This is a genomic window from Escherichia sp. MOD1-EC5495 (assembly GCF_002965965.1).
GTDB lineage: Bacteria > Pseudomonadota > Gammaproteobacteria > Enterobacterales > Enterobacteriaceae > Escherichia > Escherichia ruysiae.
Window position 1 is genome coordinate 198,101 of sequence record NZ_PTRI01000001.1, and the last position, 21,289, is coordinate 219,389.

Annotated in this window: 22 protein-coding genes and 1 pseudogene; 8 read left to right on the forward strand and 15 right to left on the reverse strand. The window is 49.6% G+C overall.

Annotated features, from left to right (window positions below; all coding sequences use genetic code 11):
- Positions 1 to 171: 171 nt before the first annotated feature.
- Positions 172 to 918: a thiol:disulfide interchange protein DsbG gene (gene dsbG, locus BEG40_RS00875; RefSeq protein ID WP_000913741.1), complete on the reverse strand. Its 747-nt coding sequence runs from the start codon at positions 916 to 918 to the stop codon at positions 172 to 174.
- A 373-nt stretch (positions 919 to 1,291) separates the two neighbouring features.
- Here dsbG and ahpC point away from each other — a divergent pair, with 373 nt between their 5' ends.
- The gene (gene ahpC / locus BEG40_RS00880) at positions 1,292 to 1,855 is read left to right on the forward strand and encodes an alkyl hydroperoxide reductase subunit C (protein WP_000052804.1); all 564 of its coding nucleotides are present in this window, start codon (positions 1,292 to 1,294) and stop codon (positions 1,853 to 1,855) included.
- A 128-nt stretch (positions 1,856 to 1,983) separates the two neighbouring features.
- Positions 1,984 to 3,549 carry an alkyl hydroperoxide reductase subunit F gene (gene ahpF / locus BEG40_RS00890; RefSeq protein WP_010352341.1) on the forward strand — a complete coding sequence of 522 codons (1,566 nt, stop codon included), beginning with the start codon at positions 1,984 to 1,986 and terminating at the stop codon, positions 3,547 to 3,549.
- A 119-nt stretch (positions 3,550 to 3,668) separates the two neighbouring features.
- Here the strand turns inward: ahpF and uspG are convergent, their stop codons facing one another.
- The 11 genes from uspG to citC form a co-directional block, all read right to left on the reverse strand.
- Positions 3,669 to 4,097: a universal stress protein UspG gene (uspG, locus tag BEG40_RS00895; RefSeq protein ID WP_010352343.1), complete on the reverse strand. Its 429-nt coding sequence runs from the start codon at positions 4,095 to 4,097 to the stop codon at positions 3,669 to 3,671.
- Between the two features lie 123 nt (positions 4,098 to 4,220).
- Positions 4,221 to 4,310 (reverse strand): small membrane protein YldA, encoded by a 90-nt coding sequence (gene yldA / locus BEG40_RS22255; RefSeq protein WP_016231624.1) that lies wholly within the window; start codon positions 4,308 to 4,310, stop codon positions 4,221 to 4,223.
- Between the two features lie 142 nt (positions 4,311 to 4,452).
- Positions 4,453 to 4,863: a nucleoside diphosphate kinase regulator gene (gene rnk / locus BEG40_RS00900; RefSeq protein ID WP_016159108.1), complete on the reverse strand. Its 411-nt coding sequence runs from the start codon at positions 4,861 to 4,863 to the stop codon at positions 4,453 to 4,455.
- Positions 4,864 to 5,092: 229 nt separating this feature from the next.
- Complete coding sequence (gene rna / locus BEG40_RS00905) at positions 5,093 to 5,899, reverse strand: ribonuclease I (RefSeq protein WP_105284724.1); 807 nt, start codon at positions 5,897 to 5,899, stop codon at positions 5,093 to 5,095.
- A gap of 113 nt (positions 5,900 to 6,012) precedes the next feature.
- Complete coding sequence (citT, locus tag BEG40_RS00910) at positions 6,013 to 7,476, reverse strand: citrate/succinate antiporter CitT (RefSeq protein ID WP_105284725.1); 1,464 nt, start codon at positions 7,474 to 7,476, stop codon at positions 6,013 to 6,015.
- 50 nt (positions 7,477 to 7,526) lie between these two features.
- Complete coding sequence (gene citG / locus BEG40_RS00915; RefSeq protein ID WP_105284726.1) at positions 7,527 to 8,405, reverse strand: triphosphoribosyl-dephospho-CoA synthase CitG; 879 nt, start codon at positions 8,403 to 8,405, stop codon at positions 7,527 to 7,529.
- The gene (gene citX / locus BEG40_RS00920) at positions 8,380 to 8,931 is read right to left on the reverse strand and encodes a citrate lyase holo-[acyl-carrier protein] synthase (RefSeq protein ID WP_000550395.1); all 552 of its coding nucleotides are present in this window, start codon (positions 8,929 to 8,931) and stop codon (positions 8,380 to 8,382) included. Before citX ends, citG begins: the two co-directional genes overlap by 26 nt.
- Positions 8,932 to 8,934: 3 nt before the next feature.
- On the reverse strand, positions 8,935 to 10,467 hold the full coding sequence (gene citF, locus BEG40_RS00925; protein WP_105284727.1) for a citrate lyase subunit alpha: 1,533 nt from the start codon (positions 10,465 to 10,467) through the stop codon (positions 8,935 to 8,937).
- Positions 10,468 to 10,477: 10 nt separating this feature from the next.
- Positions 10,478 to 11,386 (reverse strand): citrate (pro-3S)-lyase subunit beta, encoded by a 909-nt coding sequence (gene citE / locus BEG40_RS00930; protein WP_000622357.1) that lies wholly within the window; start codon positions 11,384 to 11,386, stop codon positions 10,478 to 10,480.
- Positions 11,383 to 11,679 (reverse strand): citrate lyase acyl carrier protein, encoded by a 297-nt coding sequence (gene citD / locus BEG40_RS00935; protein WP_000700703.1) that lies wholly within the window; start codon positions 11,677 to 11,679, stop codon positions 11,383 to 11,385. The genes citE and citD overlap by 4 nt, the downstream gene beginning before the upstream one ends.
- Before the next feature lie 14 nt (positions 11,680 to 11,693).
- A complete protein-coding gene (gene citC, locus BEG40_RS00940; protein ID WP_105284728.1) occupies positions 11,694 to 12,752 on the reverse strand; it encodes a [citrate (pro-3S)-lyase] ligase in 1,059 nt (352 codons plus the stop codon).
- A 378-nt stretch (positions 12,753 to 13,130) separates the two neighbouring features.
- On the opposite strand from citC, the gene dpiB reads away from it, so the two are divergent.
- Positions 13,131 to 14,789 carry a sensor histidine kinase DpiB gene (gene dpiB, locus BEG40_RS00945; RefSeq protein ID WP_016235164.1) on the forward strand — a complete coding sequence of 553 codons (1,659 nt, stop codon included), beginning with the start codon at positions 13,131 to 13,133 and terminating at the stop codon, positions 14,787 to 14,789.
- Positions 14,758 to 15,438 carry a two-component response regulator DpiA gene (gene dpiA / locus BEG40_RS00950; protein ID WP_000126493.1) on the forward strand — a complete coding sequence of 227 codons (681 nt, stop codon included), beginning with the start codon at positions 14,758 to 14,760 and terminating at the stop codon, positions 15,436 to 15,438. Before dpiB ends, dpiA begins: the two co-directional genes overlap by 32 nt.
- A gap of 38 nt (positions 15,439 to 15,476) precedes the next feature.
- On the opposite strand, the gene dcuC is transcribed toward dpiA, so the two are convergent.
- Positions 15,477 to 16,862: an anaerobic C4-dicarboxylate transporter DcuC gene (dcuC, locus tag BEG40_RS00955; RefSeq protein ID WP_000955045.1), complete on the reverse strand. Its 1,386-nt coding sequence runs from the start codon at positions 16,860 to 16,862 to the stop codon at positions 15,477 to 15,479.
- 567 nt (positions 16,863 to 17,429) lie between these two features.
- Here dcuC and pagP point away from each other — a divergent pair.
- Together pagP and cspE are read left to right on the forward strand one after the other, a co-directional pair.
- Positions 17,430 to 17,869 (forward strand): annotated as a pseudogene (gene pagP, locus BEG40_RS00960) (lipid IV(A) palmitoyltransferase PagP).
- A 174-nt stretch (positions 17,870 to 18,043) separates the two neighbouring features.
- Positions 18,044 to 18,253, forward strand: a complete 210-nt coding sequence (cspE, locus tag BEG40_RS00965) for a transcription antiterminator/RNA stability regulator CspE (RefSeq protein ID WP_000034825.1) — start codon at positions 18,044 to 18,046, stop codon at positions 18,251 to 18,253.
- A gap of 53 nt (positions 18,254 to 18,306) precedes the next feature.
- Here the strand turns inward: cspE and crcB are convergent, their stop codons facing one another.
- Positions 18,307 to 18,690: a fluoride efflux transporter CrcB gene (crcB, locus tag BEG40_RS00970; protein WP_000939738.1), complete on the reverse strand. Its 384-nt coding sequence runs from the start codon at positions 18,688 to 18,690 to the stop codon at positions 18,307 to 18,309.
- A gap of 92 nt (positions 18,691 to 18,782) precedes the next feature.
- On the opposite strand from crcB, the gene BEG40_RS00975 reads away from it, so the two are divergent.
- Positions 18,783 to 19,571: a deaminated glutathione amidase gene (locus tag BEG40_RS00975; protein ID WP_010351627.1), complete on the forward strand. Its 789-nt coding sequence runs from the start codon at positions 18,783 to 18,785 to the stop codon at positions 19,569 to 19,571.
- Positions 19,572 to 19,699: 128 nt separating this feature from the next.
- Positions 19,700 to 19,903 (forward strand): twin-arginine translocase subunit TatE, encoded by a 204-nt coding sequence (tatE, locus tag BEG40_RS00980; protein ID WP_000503931.1) that lies wholly within the window; start codon positions 19,700 to 19,702, stop codon positions 19,901 to 19,903.
- A 98-nt stretch (positions 19,904 to 20,001) separates the two neighbouring features.
- On the opposite strand, the gene lipA is transcribed toward tatE, so the two are convergent.
- Positions 20,002 to 20,967: a lipoyl synthase gene (lipA, locus tag BEG40_RS00985; protein ID WP_000042625.1), complete on the reverse strand. Its 966-nt coding sequence runs from the start codon at positions 20,965 to 20,967 to the stop codon at positions 20,002 to 20,004.
- Positions 20,968 to 21,289: the final 322 nt, after the last annotated feature.

Genomic DNA, 21,289 nt, shown 5'->3' on the forward strand with positions numbered 1-21,289 from the left:
ATCAAGTCAATGATATGGCTTTATGTATTTATATATATTATGTTGTTTTACTTAATTTACGATTAAGTTTTTCTAAAATACCATAGTTGATATGAGCGGGGTGAACAATACTTGCGATTTTATGGATAACTGAAAAGGAGTGAACTATTTCAGCTATCCATACAATGAATGTTATTTATTTCCCATAATAATATTTAAGGTCTTTTGATCCGGTAATCCGACAGCCTGCTGCAATGTGTTCTCTGGACTCATGTAATAAATCGCAGGTGTGACATTTGCACCCAGTTCGTCCATCAACGCCTCATTGGCACTTAGAATCTTCATCTGTTCCGGGCCCACGCTCCCGGAGAGGTTCAGCTTTAACTTGCCGCCTGATGCTTCATACTCTTGCCACGTTTTTGCCGGATCCTTAGACGCAAGGATTGCCGCCGCAGTGGCTGGGCTTTCGGGTTTTATCACGCCAACCAGTAGGGTACGGATTTGTACTTTACCGGCATCAACCCATGGGCGCGCTTGTTGCCAGAATTGTTTGCAATACGGACAGAAAGGATCGGCAAAAACATAAACCACGACTGGTGCATCTTTTTTACCGTCAAGTAACCAGCTTGATTGTTCCATGCGTTGCCACATTTCGCGTCCGGCAGGTGCGTAAATCTCTTTTTCAATAAGGGCGTTACTGAGGTTCTCTCCCTTTTCGTTGTACATATAGCCAGATATGGCATGTTTGCCGTCAGGCGTAAGGTAGATAGTGACTCCCATGTCCTGATATTTCCCCAGATAACCTTTCATGCCGCCAGGTGCATCGAACGATTTGATAATCGTAATCCCCTGTTTTTCAATCGCTTTAACGGGCGCAGGAAGCTCTTCGGCGTAAGCAAATCCAGGGAGTAGGGTAAACAAAATTATCTTTTTTAACATTGCTTTGTCCTTTTCGTTCAGTGCAAATACACAATAAAAGGCTTAACCTATCACTGTCATAGTTAAGACCTTATGTCAGATGATTGCCCTTTGTTTATGAGGGTGTTGTAATCCCTCTCGTCGTTGCGATCATCATTGCAACACCGCAGCCTGTTGAACAGGCGCTGAAGATACCAAAGGGTAGTTCAGGTTATGCGGTCACCTGGAAAGGGGACCCTTTTTACTTTTTATCGCCGCTGGCGGTGCAAAGTTCACAAAGTTGTCTTACGAAGGTTGTAAGGTAAAACTTATCGATTTGATAATGGAAACGCATTAGCCGAATCGGCAAAAATTGGTTACCTTACATCACATCGAAAACACGGAGGAAGTATAGATGTCCTTGATTAACACCAAAATTAAACCTTTTAAAAACCAGGCATTCAAAAACGGCGAATTCGTTGAAATCACCGAAAAAGATACCGAAGGCCGCTGGAGCGTCTTCTTCTTCTACCCGGCTGACTTTACTTTCGTATGCCCGACCGAACTGGGCGACGTTGCTGACCACTACGAAGAACTGCAGAAACTGGGCGTAGACGTATACGCAGTATCTACCGATACTCACTTCACCCACAAAGCATGGCACAGCAGCTCTGAAACCATCGCTAAAATCAAATATGCGATGATCGGCGACCCGACTGGCGCCCTGACCCGTAACTTCGACAACATGCGTGAAGATGAAGGTCTGGCTGACCGTGCTACCTTCGTTGTTGACCCGCAGGGTATCATCCAGGCTATCGAAGTTACCGCTGAAGGCATTGGCCGTGACGCGTCTGACCTGCTGCGTAAAATCAAAGCAGCACAGTACGTGGCTTCTCACCCAGGTGAAGTTTGCCCGGCTAAATGGAAAGAAGGTGAAGCAACTCTGGCTCCGTCCCTGGACCTGGTTGGTAAAATCTAAGTTCCGCAATCGCGTAATTAATCGGGTGCTGCGGCACCCGATTTTCTTCCCCGCACCATGATGCAAGCTGCATCCAGGTAGCCGATGAGGCCGCTTGCATGATGATGTTTAAAGCCCAGGAGATAAACATGCTCGACACAAATATGAAAACTCAACTCAAGGCTTACCTTGAGAAATTGACAAAGCCTGTTGAGTTAATTGCCACGCTGGATGACAGCGCAAAATCGGCAGAAATCAAGGAACTGTTGGCTGAGATCGCAGAACTGTCAGACAAAGTCACCTTTAAAGAAGATAACAGCTTGCCGGTGCGTAAACCGTCATTCCTGATCACCAATCCAGGTTCCAACCAGGGGCCGCGTTTTGCAGGTTCCCCGCTGGGTCACGAGTTTACCTCGCTGGTACTGGCGCTACTGTGGACCGGTGGTCATCCGTCGAAAGAAGCGCAGTCTCTGCTGGAGCAGATTCGCCATATTGATGGTGATTTTGAATTCGAAACCTATTACTCGCTCTCTTGCCACAACTGCCCGGACGTGGTGCAGGCGCTGAACCTGATGAGCGTACTGAACCCGCGCATTAAGCACACGGCGATTGATGGCGGTACGTTCCAGAACGAAATCACCGATCGCAACGTGATGGGCGTTCCGGCGGTGTTCGTGAATGGTAAAGAGTTTGGTCAGGGCCGCATGACTATTTCCGAAATCGTCGCCAAAATCGATACTGGTGCGGAAAAACGTGCGGCAGAAGAGCTGAACAAGCGTGATGCTTATGACGTATTAATCGTCGGTTCCGGCCCGGCGGGTGCAGCGGCGGCCATTTATTCCGCACGTAAAGGCATTCGTACCGGTCTGATGGGCGAACGCTTTGGCGGTCAGATCCTCGATACTGTTGATATCGAAAACTACATTTCTGTACCGAAGACCGAAGGGCAGAAGCTGGCAGGTGCACTGAAAGTTCACGTTGATGAATACGACGTTGATGTAATCGACAGCCAGAGCGCGAGCAAACTAATCCCGGCAGCAGTTGAAGGCGGCCTGCATCAGATTGAAACAGCTTCCGGCGCGGTACTGAAGGCACGCAGCATTATCGTGGCGACCGGTGCAAAATGGCGCAACATGAACGTTCCGGGCGAAGATCAGTATCGCACCAAAGGCGTGACTTATTGTCCACACTGCGACGGCCCGCTGTTTAAAGGCAAACGCGTAGCGGTCATCGGCGGCGGTAACTCCGGTGTCGAAGCGGCAATCGATCTGGCAGGTATTGTTGAACATGTAACCCTGCTTGAGTTTGCTCCAGAAATGAAGGCAGACCAGGTATTGCAGGACAAACTGCGCAGCCTGAAAAACGTCGATATTATTCTGAACGCGCAAACTACTGAAGTAAAAGGTGACGGTAGCAAAGTTGTTGGTCTGGAATACCGTGACCGTGTGAGCGGCGATATTCACAACATCGAACTGGCCGGTATTTTCGTCCAGATCGGTCTGCTGCCGAACACTAACTGGCTGGAAGGCACAGTTGAACGTAACCGCATGGGTGAGGTAATCATCGATGCGAAATGCGAAACCAACATTAAAGGTGTGTTTGCTGCCGGTGACTGTACGACTGTTCCGTACAAGCAGATCATCATTGCCACTGGCGAAGGTGCTAAAGCCTCTCTGAGTGCCTTTGACTACCTGATTCGCACCAAAACTGCATAAGAAGAAGTAAGATTCACCTGCAATTGTTAGCCGCCGGGGTCAAACCTGGCGGCTTTTTTTCGTTATAAAAAAACCTGCCGGGATTGCTCCGGGCAGGGCATCATAAATACGTTAATCTGTTAACGAACGACTAATACAGGCAGATTAGCATGGCGGATCACGCTGGAAGCGTTAGAACCTAACAGATGGGTTGAAATTGATGGATTACGCGAACCGATAACCACTACATCTGCATTCAGTTCTTTGGCTAACTCGTTCACCTCATCCCGCACGCTACCAAAGCGGACATGTGGTTTGATACGGGAGGGATCAATATTGAAATGACCAACCATTGTCTGTAGGCGTTCTTCCGCCTCATGTTGCAAATGCTCTTCGAAACGACGCACATCGGCAGCAAAACGGTGCAGACTAAGGCTTGCGGCGCCAGGTAATACATGGAGTAAATGAATTACACCATCATCCTGGGCGAGAAATTCAGCATGACGAACGGCTTTGTCGCTTAATTCCATTTCAAATACGTCTACCGGCATAATGATTGTTTTGTACATAAGCATTCTCTCCTTGCTGTTGCATGAATACATAACATCACATTATTGATTGCAGTTCTGTGATTTGCGACGTTGATTTTATATCTATTAAATATTGATTGGTAAAATATATTAACATAAACACTACCAGTGTTGCTCAAGGTATAGCACCGCGACAACGAGTATTGCCGCGATGAAAATATAAAGCACTGTAATACCAAGAGCTTCACTCATAATGGAGTCCGCAGGTTGATAACCTGTTCAGATTAGAACGTAGCGGGGAAGAGCAAAATGATAAGTCTGGTTGATATTTGAACAGAAAGAGGATGCGGATGCATCCTCTGGGCAAAGCGAGTAAACGCTTGTGCAGATGGGATTAAAGCAGGTAGTCGCCAGCGGCTTCAGGCTGGTATTCGAGTTCCAGCACTTCAAGGTGGGTTGCGGTGCCGCCCGGAAGTTCCCAGTGAATGGTATCGCCAACGCGAAGTCCCAGCAGTGCGGCACCCACCGGAGCCATCACGGAAAGCTGAGTATTGCTGTCGGTCATTTTGGCCGGATACACCAGCGTGCGCACACGCACTTCGCCATCGCTAAGATTGCGGAATTTAACCCGGCTGTTCATCGTCACCACGTCGTGTGGCATCTCTTCTGGTGAACACATTTGGGCGCGATCCAACTCTGCGTTTAACGCGTCGGCGATTGGCAAACCGGCATAGGCGGGTTGCTCCAGCAGAATATCGATGCGTTCGGCATCCAGGTCGTTAATGATGATAGTTGGTCTGGACATTTTTACTCCATGTCGTCGGTACTGCGAGTGTCGCAGATAAACATACCCAAAAGAAAACCCTCACCGTCAGGCGGCGAGGGTTTAACTCATATGATAATACTGACTGTTGCTCACTCTTTGAAGTGATATACGTCACATTCAGGTAATTCCTCAATGCAGCGCATTATGTATATATATTAATCATCATGTTTTATGTAAAACGCGCTACGACGTTTTACAGATCTGATCATTAATAACCCGCTTTATCAATCACAAAGGCTTTGCCACAGTTGCCAGGGTGTGGTTGTGGTAAGAATGAGTTTGCTGAGAGCGGTGCGTTAATGGCGTCAGCTTTTATCGAAATCTGGATTTCAGTCAAATACGCCGGGTTACCCTGGCACGTTAACTTGACCGCTTTGACGTTCTCTTTCCCCCAACTTTTGGCAAAGGCGGCGTCAAAGTCACTGCGGCTCACGGTTTTTCCGTAGTTATCCGCGAGGAATTTTCCGGCTGCGCTCTCTTTAATTTCTTGATTCAGACGCACCATCGTGCCGAAATAAGCATCCGGGTCAAAACCAAAACAGGCACCATGTTTCGCGTATTCGTAACGTTCCAGACAAGAGCGTCCGCCAGCCCCCGGCATAACTTCACTCAGTTTAGCTGCGGTTTCCAGCGATAACCCGGTTTCCGGTGAGGAACACATCCGGCTGGCGCGAGCTTCCGGCAAGTTCGGGATTGGACGAGCGGCGCAGCCGAAGCGCATCCAGCGGCGTTCATCAACGCCACGCGCTGCAACTGATTTTGGCAACCCCGGCCACAGACCATGAACGGTCAGAAAATCAGCTTTGTTGGTCGTTTCGGTTTGCAGGCGACATTCATCTCGTTCGTTACGATTTCGATCGTGTTGACTCTGGCAAAATCCGGTTTGCCACGAGAGGGCCAGGACATAGCGATCAAAATCGCCATACTGTTTTGCCTGCAACGCTACGGCGTTGGCAGAAGAGAAGGGAAGCAGAGAAACCGCGAGCAACGCGGCGTTACGCCAGAATGCTTTCATAATGGGTGTGGAACTCATACATACACTGAATACTATCTATTAAATCATAAAAAAGCCCGCCAGGTGGGCTTACCTGGCGGGCGTGATGATTTATTCAGCGTTTGACGAACGTATTAGTTCCACATGGCGAGAATCGGCCAGCCTACCAGAAGCAGCATGGCAATATAAATCACCCCGAAGATAGCGCCAAGACGCCAGTAATCTTTCGATTTCACATAGCCGCAGCCGTAAATAATAACCCCTGGACCGGTTGCATATGGCGTCAGGCAGCCCATGATACCGATAGACAGAACCAGCAGGATACACAGTTGTTCCATCGGTACGCCCGGAATACCTTTACCGACGGCCAGAATGACCGGCAGCATGGTTGCGGTATGCGCAGAGAGGCTGGCAAACAGGTAGTGTGCAAAGTAGAAGACCAGAACCAGTACAATCACTGTGGCGTTTGGTGAGAAGCCTTCCAGGTGAGTACTCATGGTGCTGGCGAACCAGTCGATAAAGCCAGAACGGGTCAGGCCATTAGCCATAACAACCAGTGTTGCCAGGTTGACCAGCGTGTTCCATGCGCTGTTATAGCGGGTAATGTCTTTCCACGGCACAACGTGCAGCGCCAGCATCAGCGAAACCGCCAGCAGGCCAACTGCAGTGGCGTTAATGACTTCACTACCAAATACCCACAAACCTAAGCTGAGCAGAACAAGACCAATCAGCGTCCACTCTCTGCGTGTCAGCGCACCCATGGTTTTTAGTTCATCACCCGCCCAGGTTGCCACTTCTTCACTGTGTGTGATTTCCGGTTTGTACAGCACGTAGGAAAGCCACGGCGCAATGATAAGTAAGATAACCCCAACTGGCAGGAAGCAGAGGAACCACTGCAACCAGCTAATCTGGATACCGGCAATTTTGCTGACGAACTCCAGACCCAGCACGTTTGGTGCTGCACCGGTGACAAACATGGAGGAACTCAGACTGGTACTGATGACCATCATCCACATTAAATAACCGCCAATGCGACGTGCAGACGGATCGTTCGGGAATGATTTAAATAGCGGCGGCAGGTTTTTAATGACCGGGAAAACCGTCCCCCCGGTACGTGCGGTGTTAGACGGTGTAAACGGAGCCAGCAGAATGTCGATAATGACAATTGCATAACCCAACGTCAGCGTGCGTTTACCCATGAATTTTACCAGGAAAAGGGCAATACGGCGGCCTAATCCGGAAACTTCATACCCTAATGCAAAGATAAATGCGCCAAATACCAGCCAGACAGTGGTACTGGAAAAACCAGCCAGTCCCCATTTCAGCGCCTGTTTTTGGGCAGTAAAAGCGGGGTCAGCTAATTCTTTGGCGTCAAAGAGCAGGTAATTACTGCCAATAACGCAAATAGTCACTGCAATAAAACTGATCGCTGTTGCCGGAATTGGCTCGAGGATCATGCCGACAATCATTGCCACAAACACGGCGAAGTAATGCCATGCCTGCGGCGGCATACCGTCGGGTACAGGGATAAGAAACATGACGCCCATCACCACCAGTGGGGCCAATAATTTCCATATCTTATCTTTTGCTAAAGACATACGGGTTCTCCGAAAATTAATATTTCCAAATTTATCAAGTGCTTAAATTTTTAAATCTGTGCTAAAAACCAGGTAAGAATCAGCAGGTCGGCGCTGCCGCCTGGACTGAGATTTCGTTCGATACACTCCCTGTCGAACTGCCGGAGATAATCGAGATCGGCGGGGGTTCGGATGCCCCCTTTTTGCAATAGTGTTTGCGCCTGGCGCTGTAGCCAGCGCAGGCCCCCTTCGCCACCGCGCGATGCGACGTTGGTATCGCCGTTAATCGCCATCAGCAGGAGCAAGGTATCGAGCAATGCCAGTTCAGGATCCAGCCCCTGATCCAGCAGAGTGAGGTAATGCGGGAGGGCGCGGTTGATAACCAGCGGGTAGCCCGCTTCGGCTTCACCGCGCGCACCGGTAAGGCCAAGTTGCTGATATAACCGTTGGCCTGCCGTCAGTTGTGGATTATTGGTGCGCAGTTCGCGATCGGTCAGACCACGGCAAAAACTGGCTGCCGTCGCACAAACGGTTTTGGGCGTTACCGGCTGGTTGAGCTGAAGCAAACGACCAATTGCCGCACACATCAGCCCTAAAGAAAAAATACTGCCTTTATGGGTGTTTACACCTGCGGTAGCGCGGAACATATCGCCTTCGCAGGCCATACCAATTGGGCGTAATCCGCTGAGTACCGATTCTGGTGCCATTTCTGCACTACAGGCACCAAATTCAATGAAACGTGGTAACCAGCCCTGAATCGCCAGCGCGCTACGGTGGAAATCTTCCAGCGACATATCTTTGTGCGCACCGCAGTTAATGCGATCCACGAGACCGGGTTTCGGTGACAGATTGACTTCAGTCAGCATGGCGCGCCAGCCCAGAAGGGCATAGTCATTGATTAATGACGTCGCAAGCTTTGTGGTTTTAGTTGACGTTGCAGGCATCGACATCGTTCAGCAGCGCCTCCATACGGTTGAGTAAATCGGTCAGTTGATGCGTTTTTCCACGCGCACAAACGGCTGCACTTTGCTCGCACAACAGGCAGCGGCGAGGCGGCAGCGAATAATCGCGGCGGGAGAGAATTTCGCCTTCGGGCGTCAGGACATCGATATCCCACAAACGCCCGAGAGCATGACTATGCTCAAGCTCAATGGTTGCGAGCTTGAGGTCGCGAGCCGGTGCGGCAATGCTCAACATGCCCTCCGGCCCGCTGGCGGAAACCAGTGCAGCCTGCTCCTGAATTTGCCAGCCCTGTTTTGCGGCTAAAGCACGCAGGGCAGTCACGCCATGATTAAAAATCCGGCGTGTGACCTCGCTGTCTTTAACCGGCCCAGGCGCAACCACGGTAAAGGAGACCAGTGGAACAGGATGGCGCTTGAGCCAGGCGTGTTGCCGTGCTTGCCTTTCATCCCGGCTTATAAGCAACTCGGGAATCGAAACCGCATGGTGGCTGGCGAGTTCAGGGAGCAGGTGCATGGCTTATTCCTTCACCTGATGTACAACATCAATCACCGAGCCATCGCGGTAACGCACGACGGCAACGACGCGGTCGGTGAATTCAATCGGCTGTGGTTCACCGGTCAGCAGACGCGCGCGTTCGCGCAGCCACTCAATGGAGACCACTTTAATGCCCGCTTCCTGCAGACGCTCTGCCAGTTCCGGGCGTGCCGGGTTAACGGCGATACCGTGGTCGGTAACCAGGATATCGATGCTGGAACCCGGGGTGATGCAGGTCAGCACGTTATCCACCAGGGTCGGAATACGACCGCGCACCAGCGGTGCGACGATGATGGAAAGGGCGGATGCAATCGCGGTATCGCAGTGACCACCGGAAGCGCCACGCAGTACGCCGTCAGAGCCGGTCAGCACGTTGACGTTGAACTGGGTATCAATTTCCAGCGCGCTCAGTACCACCACGTCGAGACGATCAACCGATGCGCCTTTCGAACCCCAGTTGGCGTACTGGTTGGCGCTGATTTCGATGTGATTCGGGTTACGAGCCAGCGATTGCGCAGCGTGGCTGTCAAAGCTCTGCACATCCAGCAGTTTGCGGATCAGCCCTTTTTCATGCAGATCAACCATCGTTGCGGTAATACCGCCGAGGGCGAAGTCGGCGCGAATATCGCGGCTACGCATTTTGTCTTCCAGGAAACGGGTGACTGCCAGCGAAGCGCCGCCGGTGCCGGTCTGCATGGAAAAACCTTCTTTGAAGTAGCCGGAGTTGACAATCACATCTGCTGCGCTGCGGGCAATCAGCAGTTCGCGCGGGTTAGTGGTCATACGGGTCGCGCCTGCGCCGATTTTTGCGGCATCACCAACGCGATCGACTTTGACGATCAGATCGACCTGATCCTGTTCAATACTGGCCGGGTTATGCGGATAAGGCAGCAGTTCTTCGGTGAGCATCACGACTTGTTTTGCGTTGTCGGCATCGACCATCGCATAGCCGAGAGAACCGCAGCAGGCTTTACCGGTGTAGCCGTTGGCATTACCAAATTCGTCGCAGGACGGGACGCCGAGGAAAGCCACGTCGATATTCAGTTCACCGCTCTGTACCAGATGCACACGACCACCGTGAGAGTGGATTTGTACCGGTTCAGCCAGCAGACCACGGGAAATTTCTTCCGCCAGTGGGCCGCGCAGACCAGAGGTATAAATGCGGGTGACCACACCCTGACGAATATGTTCTACCAGCGGCGCATGGCAGTCGCTCAAAGAGCTGGACGCCAGTGTCAGGTTTTTAAAGCCCATCTTCGCGATGACGTCCATCACCATATTGACGGTCAGGTCACCGCCACGGAAAGCGTGGTGGAAGGAGACGGTCATGCCGTCCTTTAAACCAGAACGACGAATAGCGTCTTCCAGGTTGGCGCACAGTTTGCGATCGCGCGCTTTTTCAGCCTGGTAGGTTTGCTTTGGCGAGTTCTGGAAAGCGGCAAGATCGCATTCAGCGCGACGATTCCAGGTCGCTACCCGTTCTTGTCGTTGAGATTGTTCAATTTTCTGCGTCATTTTGATTGCCTTATTCTTCGCGGATGCCGGAAAGTTCTGCGCGGGAGAGCACCAGACGGGCACGATCGATAACCGGACCGTCAACCATCTTGCCGTTCAGGGAAACCACGCCGAGGCCTTCGCGAGCGGCAGCTTCAGCGGCTTCTACGACGCGGCGTGCGTGATCCACTTCTTTCTGGGTTGGTGCGTAGAGGTTGTGCAGCAGATCAATCTGACGCGGGTTGATCAGCGATTTGCCATCAAAGCCCAGCTGTTTGATATGTGCAGCTTCTTGCAGGAATCCGGCTTCATTGTTAGCGTCGGAATAGACCGTATCGAACGCCTGGATACCGGCAGAGCGCGCGGCCTGCAAAATGGAGCAGCGAGCGAACAGCAGTTCCGTACCTTCCGGTGAGCGTTCTGTACGCAGGTTGCGCACGTAGTCTTCCGCACCCAGCGCGATACCGATTAAACGTTCAGATGCGTGAGCGATTTCTACCGCACGGGTAATACCCAGCGGAGATTCAATCGCTGCCAGCAAACCGGTGCTGCCAGGTTCACGTCCACAGGCTTTTTCAATACGCAGGATCTCTTTTTCGATATCCAGCACATCCTGAGCGGTGTCAGTTTTCGGCAGACGCACAACGTCTGCGCCACCACGAACGACGGCTTCCAGGTCGTTAACGCCCCATTCGGAATCCAGTGCGTTTACACGCACAATGGTTTCAATGTCGCGATACAGAGGATGTTGCAGTGCGTGGTAAACCATGCGGCGAGCGGTGTCTTTTTCACGCAGCGCCACGGAGTCTTCGAGGTCAAACATCAGGGCATCTGCCGGGTAGATGAAAGAGTTGCTGACCATCGCGGCATTAGCGCCAGGCACAAACAACATGCTGCGGCGGGTGCGGGTTTTACGTTGTTGCAGCGAAGCGGAAATCATTGGCAATCCTCCCATGGCAGAGCCGGGATACCGCTGGCGCGCGCCAGCAGGGCTTCCAGTCGTGCACGTAAAATGCAGTCCAGTGCGCCTTTGTCATCGACATTCAGCTGTACGCCGCGCACGTTATAGCGGGCGAGAACGTCCAGAATGGTGGTGCGAATCGCATCGCCAAACTGTTTCTCAACGCTGCTGTTGATTTGCAGGTCGATATCCTGCGTATCGAGCGGGGCGATGCGTATCATCACATCCCCAGACTCAAGGGTGCCTGCAACGGCGGGCTGGTTTATTTTCATTTTTCACCTGTTTCTCATGCGGGGGTCTTTTGACGAGCTGCCGCGTCCTGGCGGGAGTGTTCAAGCAGATTCTGCAAGTAATGCAGCGTGGCTGCCGGAACCAGCGGCGCGATAGCCGTGAGATCGTTTTTCACCAGCAGTTGGCGTATCCGGGAAGCGGATATCGGCATCTCCTGGTAACGCAGCCGCTCAATTTCAACCAGTTCAATGGGCGGTGCGGAGATAGTCGGTGTTTCCAGCCAGTAGCGCATATCCTGGTTGTACTGGGCGGTCACGCGGCAATAAGGTTCAGTACCAACAAAGCGATGGGTAACGCCCAGTGCGGGAGCGAGGTACTGACGGAAAATCTTCAGATCAATTTCGGTGTAACAATGGTTAATGACGCTCTGTTCTTTAATGAAGTAGCAGGGGAACGTGGCGCGGGAGATGATGTATTCGGAGCCGCGATGCACGGTCAGGCGCGGAATATCGGCGGTGCCTTTCAACACCAGATCCAGCCGGTCTTCATAGGGAAAGCGCGAAGAATCTTCTTTGACTAAAAACAGATGCAGCCAGTCACACTGTGCCGCTGCCTGTTGAATCAGATAACGGTGACCGTTAGTAAAGGGATTGGCGTTCATCACAATGCAGCCAATTTTGTTCCCTTCATGACGAAATTTTTTTAGTGACTCGGCATAGCGTTTCAGACGTGTGGCACTGTTTTCCATCAACACCATCACGCCAGGTACGCTGGTCAGCGTGTAAAAACCGCACTGGCGGAACAGCGCCTCGTATTCGGTTTTGGTATAAATAAACAGATGCGTGCTGTGTCGTTCATAGGCGAGGTTTATCAGTTCGGTGGCTAATGTCAGCGCCAGTCCTTCACCGCGAACAGATTCGCTGATAGCGACGCACTTAATAATATTTCCGGCGATTCCACCGCAAGCGATAAGCTTTTCATTGCGAGTTACGGTAATAAATACTTCGACTGTTGTGTCAACGCTCAAATCATTGTCATGCAGAAATTGGGCAATTTCTGCCATTTTTTTATTTTCTGAACGTTTTACCCGGGTGAAAATATCATTGCCGAACATAATAAGTCATATCCTGAAGGTATGTGTTGTTATCAATTTGCAATGAATGTTATTCAGTGTTGCAAACTGATAACCTTTTATTTTCAGTTGGGAGAAAGGGCAGCGAGCGAGGTATATCTGTTTCTCCTTTTGCCATACATCCTAAGGAGTATTGCGGCGTGAAATTTTGATTTATTTCACATAGAGTTAGTGGTTTTTTATTTATTTAATGGTTTTAAGTTTTTTAATTAATGTAATTGCGGATTAGTGCGTGGTTTTAAGTTATTTAATTGATTTAATGAATGAATTTTGCCACGATTATATTTGATTTTTATATATCGAGATTCAACATTTTAATTACATTCACCAAAAGACAGGGTTTACCCCGCAAGGAAAACAATGTTGCAGTTTAATGAGAATAAACAGTTTGCTTTTTTCGAACGACTGGCATTTCCGTTGCGTATCTTCCTGCTGATTCTGGTGTTCTCAATATTTGTCATCGCAGCACTGGCACAATATTTCACGGCCAGTTTTGAGGACTATTTAACGCTTCATGTGCGCGATATGGCAATGAATCAGGCGAAAATTATTGCCTCCAATGACAGCATCATCACGGCAGTTAAAACGCGTAATTACAAACGGCTGGCGACCATCGCCAATAAATTGCAAAGAGATACTGATTTCGACTACGTGGTGATAGGTGACCGCAACTCGATCCGTCTTTACCATCCTAATCCCGAGAAAATTGGTTATCCCATGCAGTTCACCAAACCCGGCGCGCTGGAGAAAGGGGAGAGCTACTTCATCACCGGGAAAGGGTCAATTGGTATGGCGATGCGTGCCAAAACACCAATCTTTGATGATGATGGCAAAGTCATCGGCGTGGTGTCGGTGGGTTACCTTGTCAGTAAAATCGATAGCTGGCGCGCCGAATTTTTATTACCAATGGCCGGCGTATTTGTCGTGCTGCTGGGTATTCTGATGCTGTTGTCGTGGTTCTTAGCCGCACATATCCGCCGCCAGATGATGGGGATGGAACCGAAGCAAATTGCGCGCGTTGTTCGTCAGCAGGAGGCGCTGTTTAGTTCGGTTTATGAAGGGCTGATTGCAGTAGACCCGCACGGTGACATAACCGCCATCAACCGTAACGCAAGAAAAATGCTGGGACTGAGTTCCCCGGGGCGGCAGTGGCTGGGCAGACCCATTGCAGAAGTGGTCAGACCCGCCGATTTCTTCACCGAGCAGATTGATGAAAAACGCCAGGATGTGGTGACAAATTTTAACGGCCTGAGCGTCATTGCTAATCGGGAGGCTATTCGTTCTGGTGATGATTTGCTGGGGGCAATTATCAGCTTTCGTAGTAAAGACGAAATTTCCACCCTTAACGCACAACTGACGCAAATTAAACAATACGTTGAAAGCCTGCGCACATTGCGTCATGAACATCTCAATTGGATGTCTACGCTCAATGGTCTGTTGCAGATGAAAGAGTATGATCGCGTGCTGGCGATGGTTCAGGGGGAGTCCCAGGCTCAGCAACAGCTTATTGACAGCCTGCGCGAAGCCTTTGCCGATCGCCAGGTGGCGGGGCTGTTGTTTGGCAAAGTACAGCGCGCCCGCGAACTGGGGCTAAAAATGACAATCGTCCCCGGTAGCCAGCTTTCTCAACTGCCGCCAGGGCTGGACAGCACTGAGTTTGCGGCGATTGTGGGCAACTTACTCGATAACGCCTTCGAAGCCAGTTTGCGCAGCGATGAAGGGAATAAGATCGTCGAATTATATTTGAGTGATGAAGGCGCTGATGTGGTGATTGAAGTCGCCGATCAGGGTTGCGGCGTCCCAGAGGCTCTGCGCGACAAAATATTTGAGCAGGGCGTCAGTACGCGTGCTGATGAACCCGGTGAGCATGGCATTGGGTTGTATCTTATTGCCAGCTATGTAACGCGCTGCGGTGGAGTTATCACTCTTGAAGAGAATGACCCCTGCGGTACTTTATTTTCAATCTATATTCCGAAAGTGAAACCTAATGACAGCTCCATTAACTCTATTGATCGTTGAGGACGAAACGCCGCTGGCAGAGATGCATGCGGAATATATTCGTCACATTCCCGGATTCAGTCAGATATTGCTGGCGGGAAACCTGGCGCAGGCCCGAATGATGATCGAGCGTTTTAAGCCGGGGCTTATCTTGCTGGATAACTATCTCCCTGACGGTAGGGGAATTAATTTACTGCATGAACTGGTGCAGGCGCATTATCCTGGTGACGTGGTGTTTACTACTGCTGCCAGCGATATGGAAACGGTGTCTGAAGCAGTACGCTGTGGTGTGTTTGATTATCTGATAAAACCAATTGCTTATGAGCGTCTGGGACAGACGTTGACCCGTTTTCGCCAGCGTAAACATATGCTGGAAAGTATTGATAGTGCCAGTCAGAAGCAAATTGATGAGATGTTTAACGCTTATGCGCGTGGCGAACCGAAGGACGATCTTCCGACTGGTATTGATGCGTTGACACTTAACGCAGTGCGGAAACTTTTCAAAGAGCCAGGTGTGCAACATACGGCGGAGACGGTAGCGCAGGCATTGACCATCAGTCGCACTACAGCCAGACGTTATCTTGAATATTGCGCCAGCCGCCATCTTGTTATTGCTGAAATTGTTCACGGTAAAGTTGGCAGGCCACAGCGCATTTACCACAGTGGCTGAAGAGAGTGCCGGAGGAAGCATACCTCCGGCAAGGAGAATTATTTACCTGTAACTGCGGCGGCTGTACCGGGTACAATCAACTCTGTAGCCACGATGACAATCACCAGCCCAACAAGCACCGGCACCGAGGTGCGTTTAACCACTTCAAAAGGCGAAATTTTTGCCATCCCGGCAACCGCAACCACCACGCCAGAGACAGGCGAAATCGTGCGACCCAGGTTTGACGCCTGGAGCATTGGAATAGTCAGGTATGCCGGGTTAATACCAGAAGAGTGCGCCAGTTTCGGGATCATCTCAACGAATGCATAGAATGGCGCATTGCCGGAACCCGTAGTCACCGCCGCCAGCATCGTCAGGATAACCAGCACCAGCATGAGGATAATGCTCGCTGAACCAAACGAGGTAGCGATTGAGATCAGGCTTTGGATAAAGCCAATGGTGCTAAGACCCTGAGCAAAAACCCCTGCCGCAACTAATAGCATTACCACGTTAGCGAAGGCATCAGCCATGCCGCGATAAGCCACTTCGAGGCCAGAAAAGACTTTTTGAGTATTAAAGCTGCGAATAAATTCCAGAACGGAGGCAATCAGCATACATATCACCAGAATGGTGATGATATGTAATTGCGGACCCCATTTGCCGTCAAAAAATAGCACGCCAATGATCGGTGTGAACGGCAGAATGGCGTAAAACGCGGGAGCGGTGGTAGTGATTTCGCTGACATCTAACATTTCATGAGAGATGTGCTCTTTTTTATCCAGATAACGCTGCCAGAAAAAATGGGCAATCGCCATGCCGATAATTGCGGCAATTGAGATAGGCAGCGTCGTTTTGAAGGCGAAGTCAATTAACGGCATTTCGGAAGCCTGCGCCGCCAGCACCACATCACCGGAAGTTGGTGCGAGAATAATCGCCGCCGGTGAGGCGCAAATGGCAGCTGCCGCGCCGCGACTAATACCCACGTTCACCATGACCGGGAACAACGTTGCCATCAGTAAAACGCCCAGGCCCGTTGCGGAGGAAACTGCCAGTGACATCAGGCAGGCAACAAAATAGGCGGCAATCATCAGCAGGTAAGGGGAATTTATGTACTGCAGCGGTTTTGACGCCAGCTTGACGACCATATCATTTGCGCCGATATGGGTCATATAAGCGGCAAAACCGCACAGCATCATAATCATCATGCCAAGGTCGCCACCGCGACTCATCAGCAATATTTTAATGTATTCAACGATATCCGTGGCACTGTAGCCCGTTGAAGTCTGGCTGGCAGGTAAAACTTTGTGCCCCATAATGGCACTGATAATCAGCAATAACAGACCACCTGCAAATAATACCCCGGTGGCGGAATACCCTTTAATGATGTAGCGAGCTACACCCACAATAACCATAACTCCAATAAGGAGCTCAATGAATGTCAGCATAATTTTTCCTGTTCCAGACTCCAAGATAAATAATAACAAATTCCTAAGACTAAAGAGAAAATATGCCGAATAAATGGGGGGCGAATGCTGATTAAAATCAAGAAAAGCTACCATTAAGACATTGGTGTTTTTGTTTTTTATACCTGAATAACAAAATGCATTTTTATGACCGGTATTTATTAATATGATTATGTGTGCTAATTGATAAGTAATTGATGCAGTTTTGTTAATTGTTTTGGTGGAGGATTGTTTTTTACGTAGAAAATGATTTTCTTTATACGCGTGCTGGTAGTGTAATGGATATTGGCTTGCTGGGTTATTATTGCATGTGATTAAAAAATAAGATTTTTTGTTGTCAGTTTCGAAACGTGTCGGGACGAAATTTTTTGATTAAGCGGCTATATGAAAGAAAAATACCGATTAAGTCTCCGGAATAACTTGATGATATTTTCTTTTATAACGCTATTAAATATTAAGTTTGTTCTTTAGGTTGGAGTAATTAAGGTTTGTTTATTTTAGTTTAGCAATGCTGATAGTGGATTTCTGATAAGTATTTCATGGTCACTAATGGGCGTAAGTAAATTTATTGCCGTAATTCCTCTTGTTTTTATTGCGCTAATCCGTGTTGACTAAGTTTCTGCTGGCACGGAGCTATGGATTATCACATTTAGATAGAGTCTCGGTAAAACCTGGCAGCAGCCAGAACATTATGAATTGTATATTCCCGCCATCACCTGGCATTCACTTTTCGCTTATGACAAAGAAAAAACGATCGCTATAGCGAAAAATCGTGGGGCAGCGGTTTGGCTCAGTTGCGTTGAGATGAGAAAGGTAACGGGTACGGTTTGTACGTAACGGCGCGTGCTAATGGGAACGACATACCTGTCCCGGTGTTACTGCCATTGGTTTCTGTAGGCTATGGGCTGGCTACTTTTCAGATGACCTGTATTCCTGGCACCTGCGACAATGGCAATGTTTACTTTGCCTGGATGCGGTTTCAGTTTTAGACAAGTTATGTTTTTGCAAAACCCTTAAAAATCATAGTGTAAGGCAAGTATCACCAAAAATAACGCGACTTTTATCACTTTTTAGCAAAGTTGCACTGGACAAAGCGTACCACAATTGGTGTACTGGTAACCGACACAGCATTTGTGTCTATTTTTCATGTAAAGGTAATTTTGATGTCTAAGATTAAAGGTAACGTTAAGTGGTTTAATGAGTCCAAAGGATTCGGTTTCATTACTCCGGAAGACGGCAGCAAAGATGTGTTCGTACACTTCTCTGCAATCCAGACTAATGGTTTTAAAACTCTTGCTGAAGGTCAGCGTGTAGAGTTCGAAATCACTAACGGTGCCAAAGGCCCTTCTGCTGCAAACGTAATCGCTCTGTAAGATACGTCAGCAAGAATTCAAAACCCGCTTAATCAGCGGGTTTTTTTTGGTCTTTAGTGTGCAGTTGATGCTGAAAACAACCAGAAAGCCAGTGCTGTCATGGCAAAAGAACCTAACAGGTTTACGAAGACGTTCAGTAATGCCCAGCCAAAACGCCCTTCCTGCAATAAAAACACCACTTCTGCTGAAAATGTTGAGAAGGTTGTCAACCCGCCACAAAACCCGGTGGTGATTAACACTTTCCACACTGGATCAATGTTCGTCATCCGACTGAACCAGGCAAATCCCATACCTATGATGAATGCGCCGATCAGGTTTGCTGCCAGTGTTCCCAAAGGAATCGCCTGATGCAGCGGGTTAAATCGCATACTTAACAGCCATCTCGCCACGCTTCCCGTACCACCGCCAATAAAAACTGCTAAAAGGAGTTGTAACACTGCAAAATCCTGCTATTTGATTTGTATGAGTGATAAGTGTAACGCCGAATAATCGTCGTTGGCGAATTTTACGACTCTGACAGGAGGTGGTAATGCTGGTTGCCGCAGGACAGTTTGCTGTTACATCCGTGTGGGAAAAGAACGCTGAAATTTGCGCCTCGTTGATGGCGCAGGCGGCGGAAAACGACGTCTCGTTGTTTGTCCTGCCGGAAGCCTTGCTGGCGCGAGACGATCATGATCCGGATCTATCTGTTAAATCAGCGCAGCTGCTGGAAGGCCAATTTATCGGGCGTTTATTGCGGGAAAGTAAACGTAACATGATGACGACGATTCTGACGATTCATGTTCCCTCTGCGCCGGGGCGCGCATGGAATATGCTGGTGGCTCTTCAGGCGGGAAAAATTGTCGCTCGTTATGCCAAACTGCATCTTTATGATGCGTTCTCCATTCAGGAGTCGCGTCATGTTGATGCGGGTAATGAAATAGCCCCGTTACTGGAGGTCGAAGGCATGAAAGTTGGGCTGATGACCTGCTATGACTTACGCTTTCCGGAGCTGGCGTTGGCACAGGCCATACAGGGAGCAGAAATCCTGGTCCTTCCGGCAGCCTGGGTTCGCGGACCGCTCAAAGAGCATCACTGGTCAACGTTGCTTGCCGCTCGTGCTCTGGATACCACCTGTTATATGGTGGCGGCAGGGGAGTGCGGGAACAAAAATATCGGGCAAAGCCGGATTATAGATCCCTTTGGCGTCACCATTGCGGCGGCGGCAGAAATGCCGGCCTTAATCATGGCGGAAGTGACACCTGAACGCGTGCGTCAGGTACGTGCACAACTCCCCGTCTTAAACAACCGACGGTTTGCGCCACCGCAATTATTATGATGTTTTTTTATTCGGCGCTTGATTCACCTTGTTACAGATTGCTATTGTGTGCGCGCGTCGAATGACCGTTAATATTCTCTGGTTTTTAAGGCGCGTTCTGTTGCCGGTTTTATGTCAAGAAGGTATCTATGGGTGAGATTAGTATTACCAAACTGCTGGTAGTTGCGGCACTGGTCGTTCTGCTGTTTGGGACTAAGAAGTTACGTACGCTGGGCGGAGACCTTGGAGCGGCTATCAAAGGATTCAAGAAAGCGATGAATGATGACGATGCTGCGGCGAAGAAAGGCGCAGACGTTGATCTTCAGGCTGAAAAGCTCTCTCATAAAGAGTGACGTGGCGAGCAGGACGCTCCCTCAATATCTTGTTCGATAAAAAAACCCGCTTCAGATAGCGGGTTTTTATCAGACAGATGTAAGTAATTATTACAGGATTACTTAACTTCCATCCCTTTCGCCTGCAAATCGGCGTGGTAGGAAGAACGGACAAACGGGCCACATGCAGCATGGGTAAAGCCCATCGCCAGTGCCTCAGCTTTCATTTCGTCGAACTCATCCGGGCTAACGTAACGTTGAACCGGCAGGTGATGACGGCTTGGCTGCAAATATTGCCCCAGCGTTAACATGGTCACACCATGACGACGCAGATCGCGCATCACTTCAATAATTTCTTCATTGGTTTCGCCCAGACCCACCATTAAACCAGATTTGGTCGGGATTTCCGGATGAGCTTCTTTAAAGCGTTCTAATAGTTTCAGCGACCAGTTGTAATCCGCGCCCGGACGTACCTGACGGTAAATACGTGGTACGTTTTCCAGGTTGTGGTTGAACACGTCTGGCGGCGTGGCGGTCAGAATATCCAGCGCGCGATCCATACGACCACGGAAATCCGGCACCAGAGTTTCAATTTTGATTTCCGGGCTTTTTTCCCGAATGGCTGTAATACAATCCGCAAAGTGCTGGGCACCGCCATCGCGCAGGTCATCACGGTCAACGGAGGTGATAACCACATAACGCAGCGCCATATCAGCAATGGTCTGTGCCAGTTTCACCGGCTCATTGGCATCCGGAGCTACCGGGCGACCGTGGGCAACGTCACAGAACGGACAACGGCGGGTACAAATAGCGCCGAGGATCATAAACGTTGCTGTACCGTGGTTGAAGCATTCTGCCAGGTTAGGGCAGGAGGCTTCCTCGCAGACAGAATGCAGGCCATTTTTGCGCATTGCGGCTTTGATGCCCTGGATACGTGTAGAGTCTGCAGGAAGCTTGATTTTCATCCATTCCGGCTTGCGCAGCAGGGCTTCGCGCTCTGTTGCCACGTTTTTAACCGGGATAAGGGCCATCTTATCGGCATCGCGGTATTTAACACCGCGTTCCATCACAATGGGTTTACTCATAGCGTGCGTGTTCCAGTTGCGAATTACGAAGGAAAGCGTTCAACTCAATAGATTGTTGTAATTATCAACTATTTTTGAATTAACGACTGGCAGTATATCATTGAAACGGTCCAGAAAGCAGCCAAAGCGGTCGCGAAAATGTAAAATTGTTGTTGGTTTGTGCCATTTTGTCGTTTATCTCTGTGATCTGGCTGTAACAATAATTTTTTCAAATGGCGTTATCGGTAACACCAATCATTCATGAAGTCTGGGGCACGCCGGATGAATTTGTTGTAATAGGCAGCAAAATCCATTTGCTTCTCATTTAATGCTGAAAAGGGCT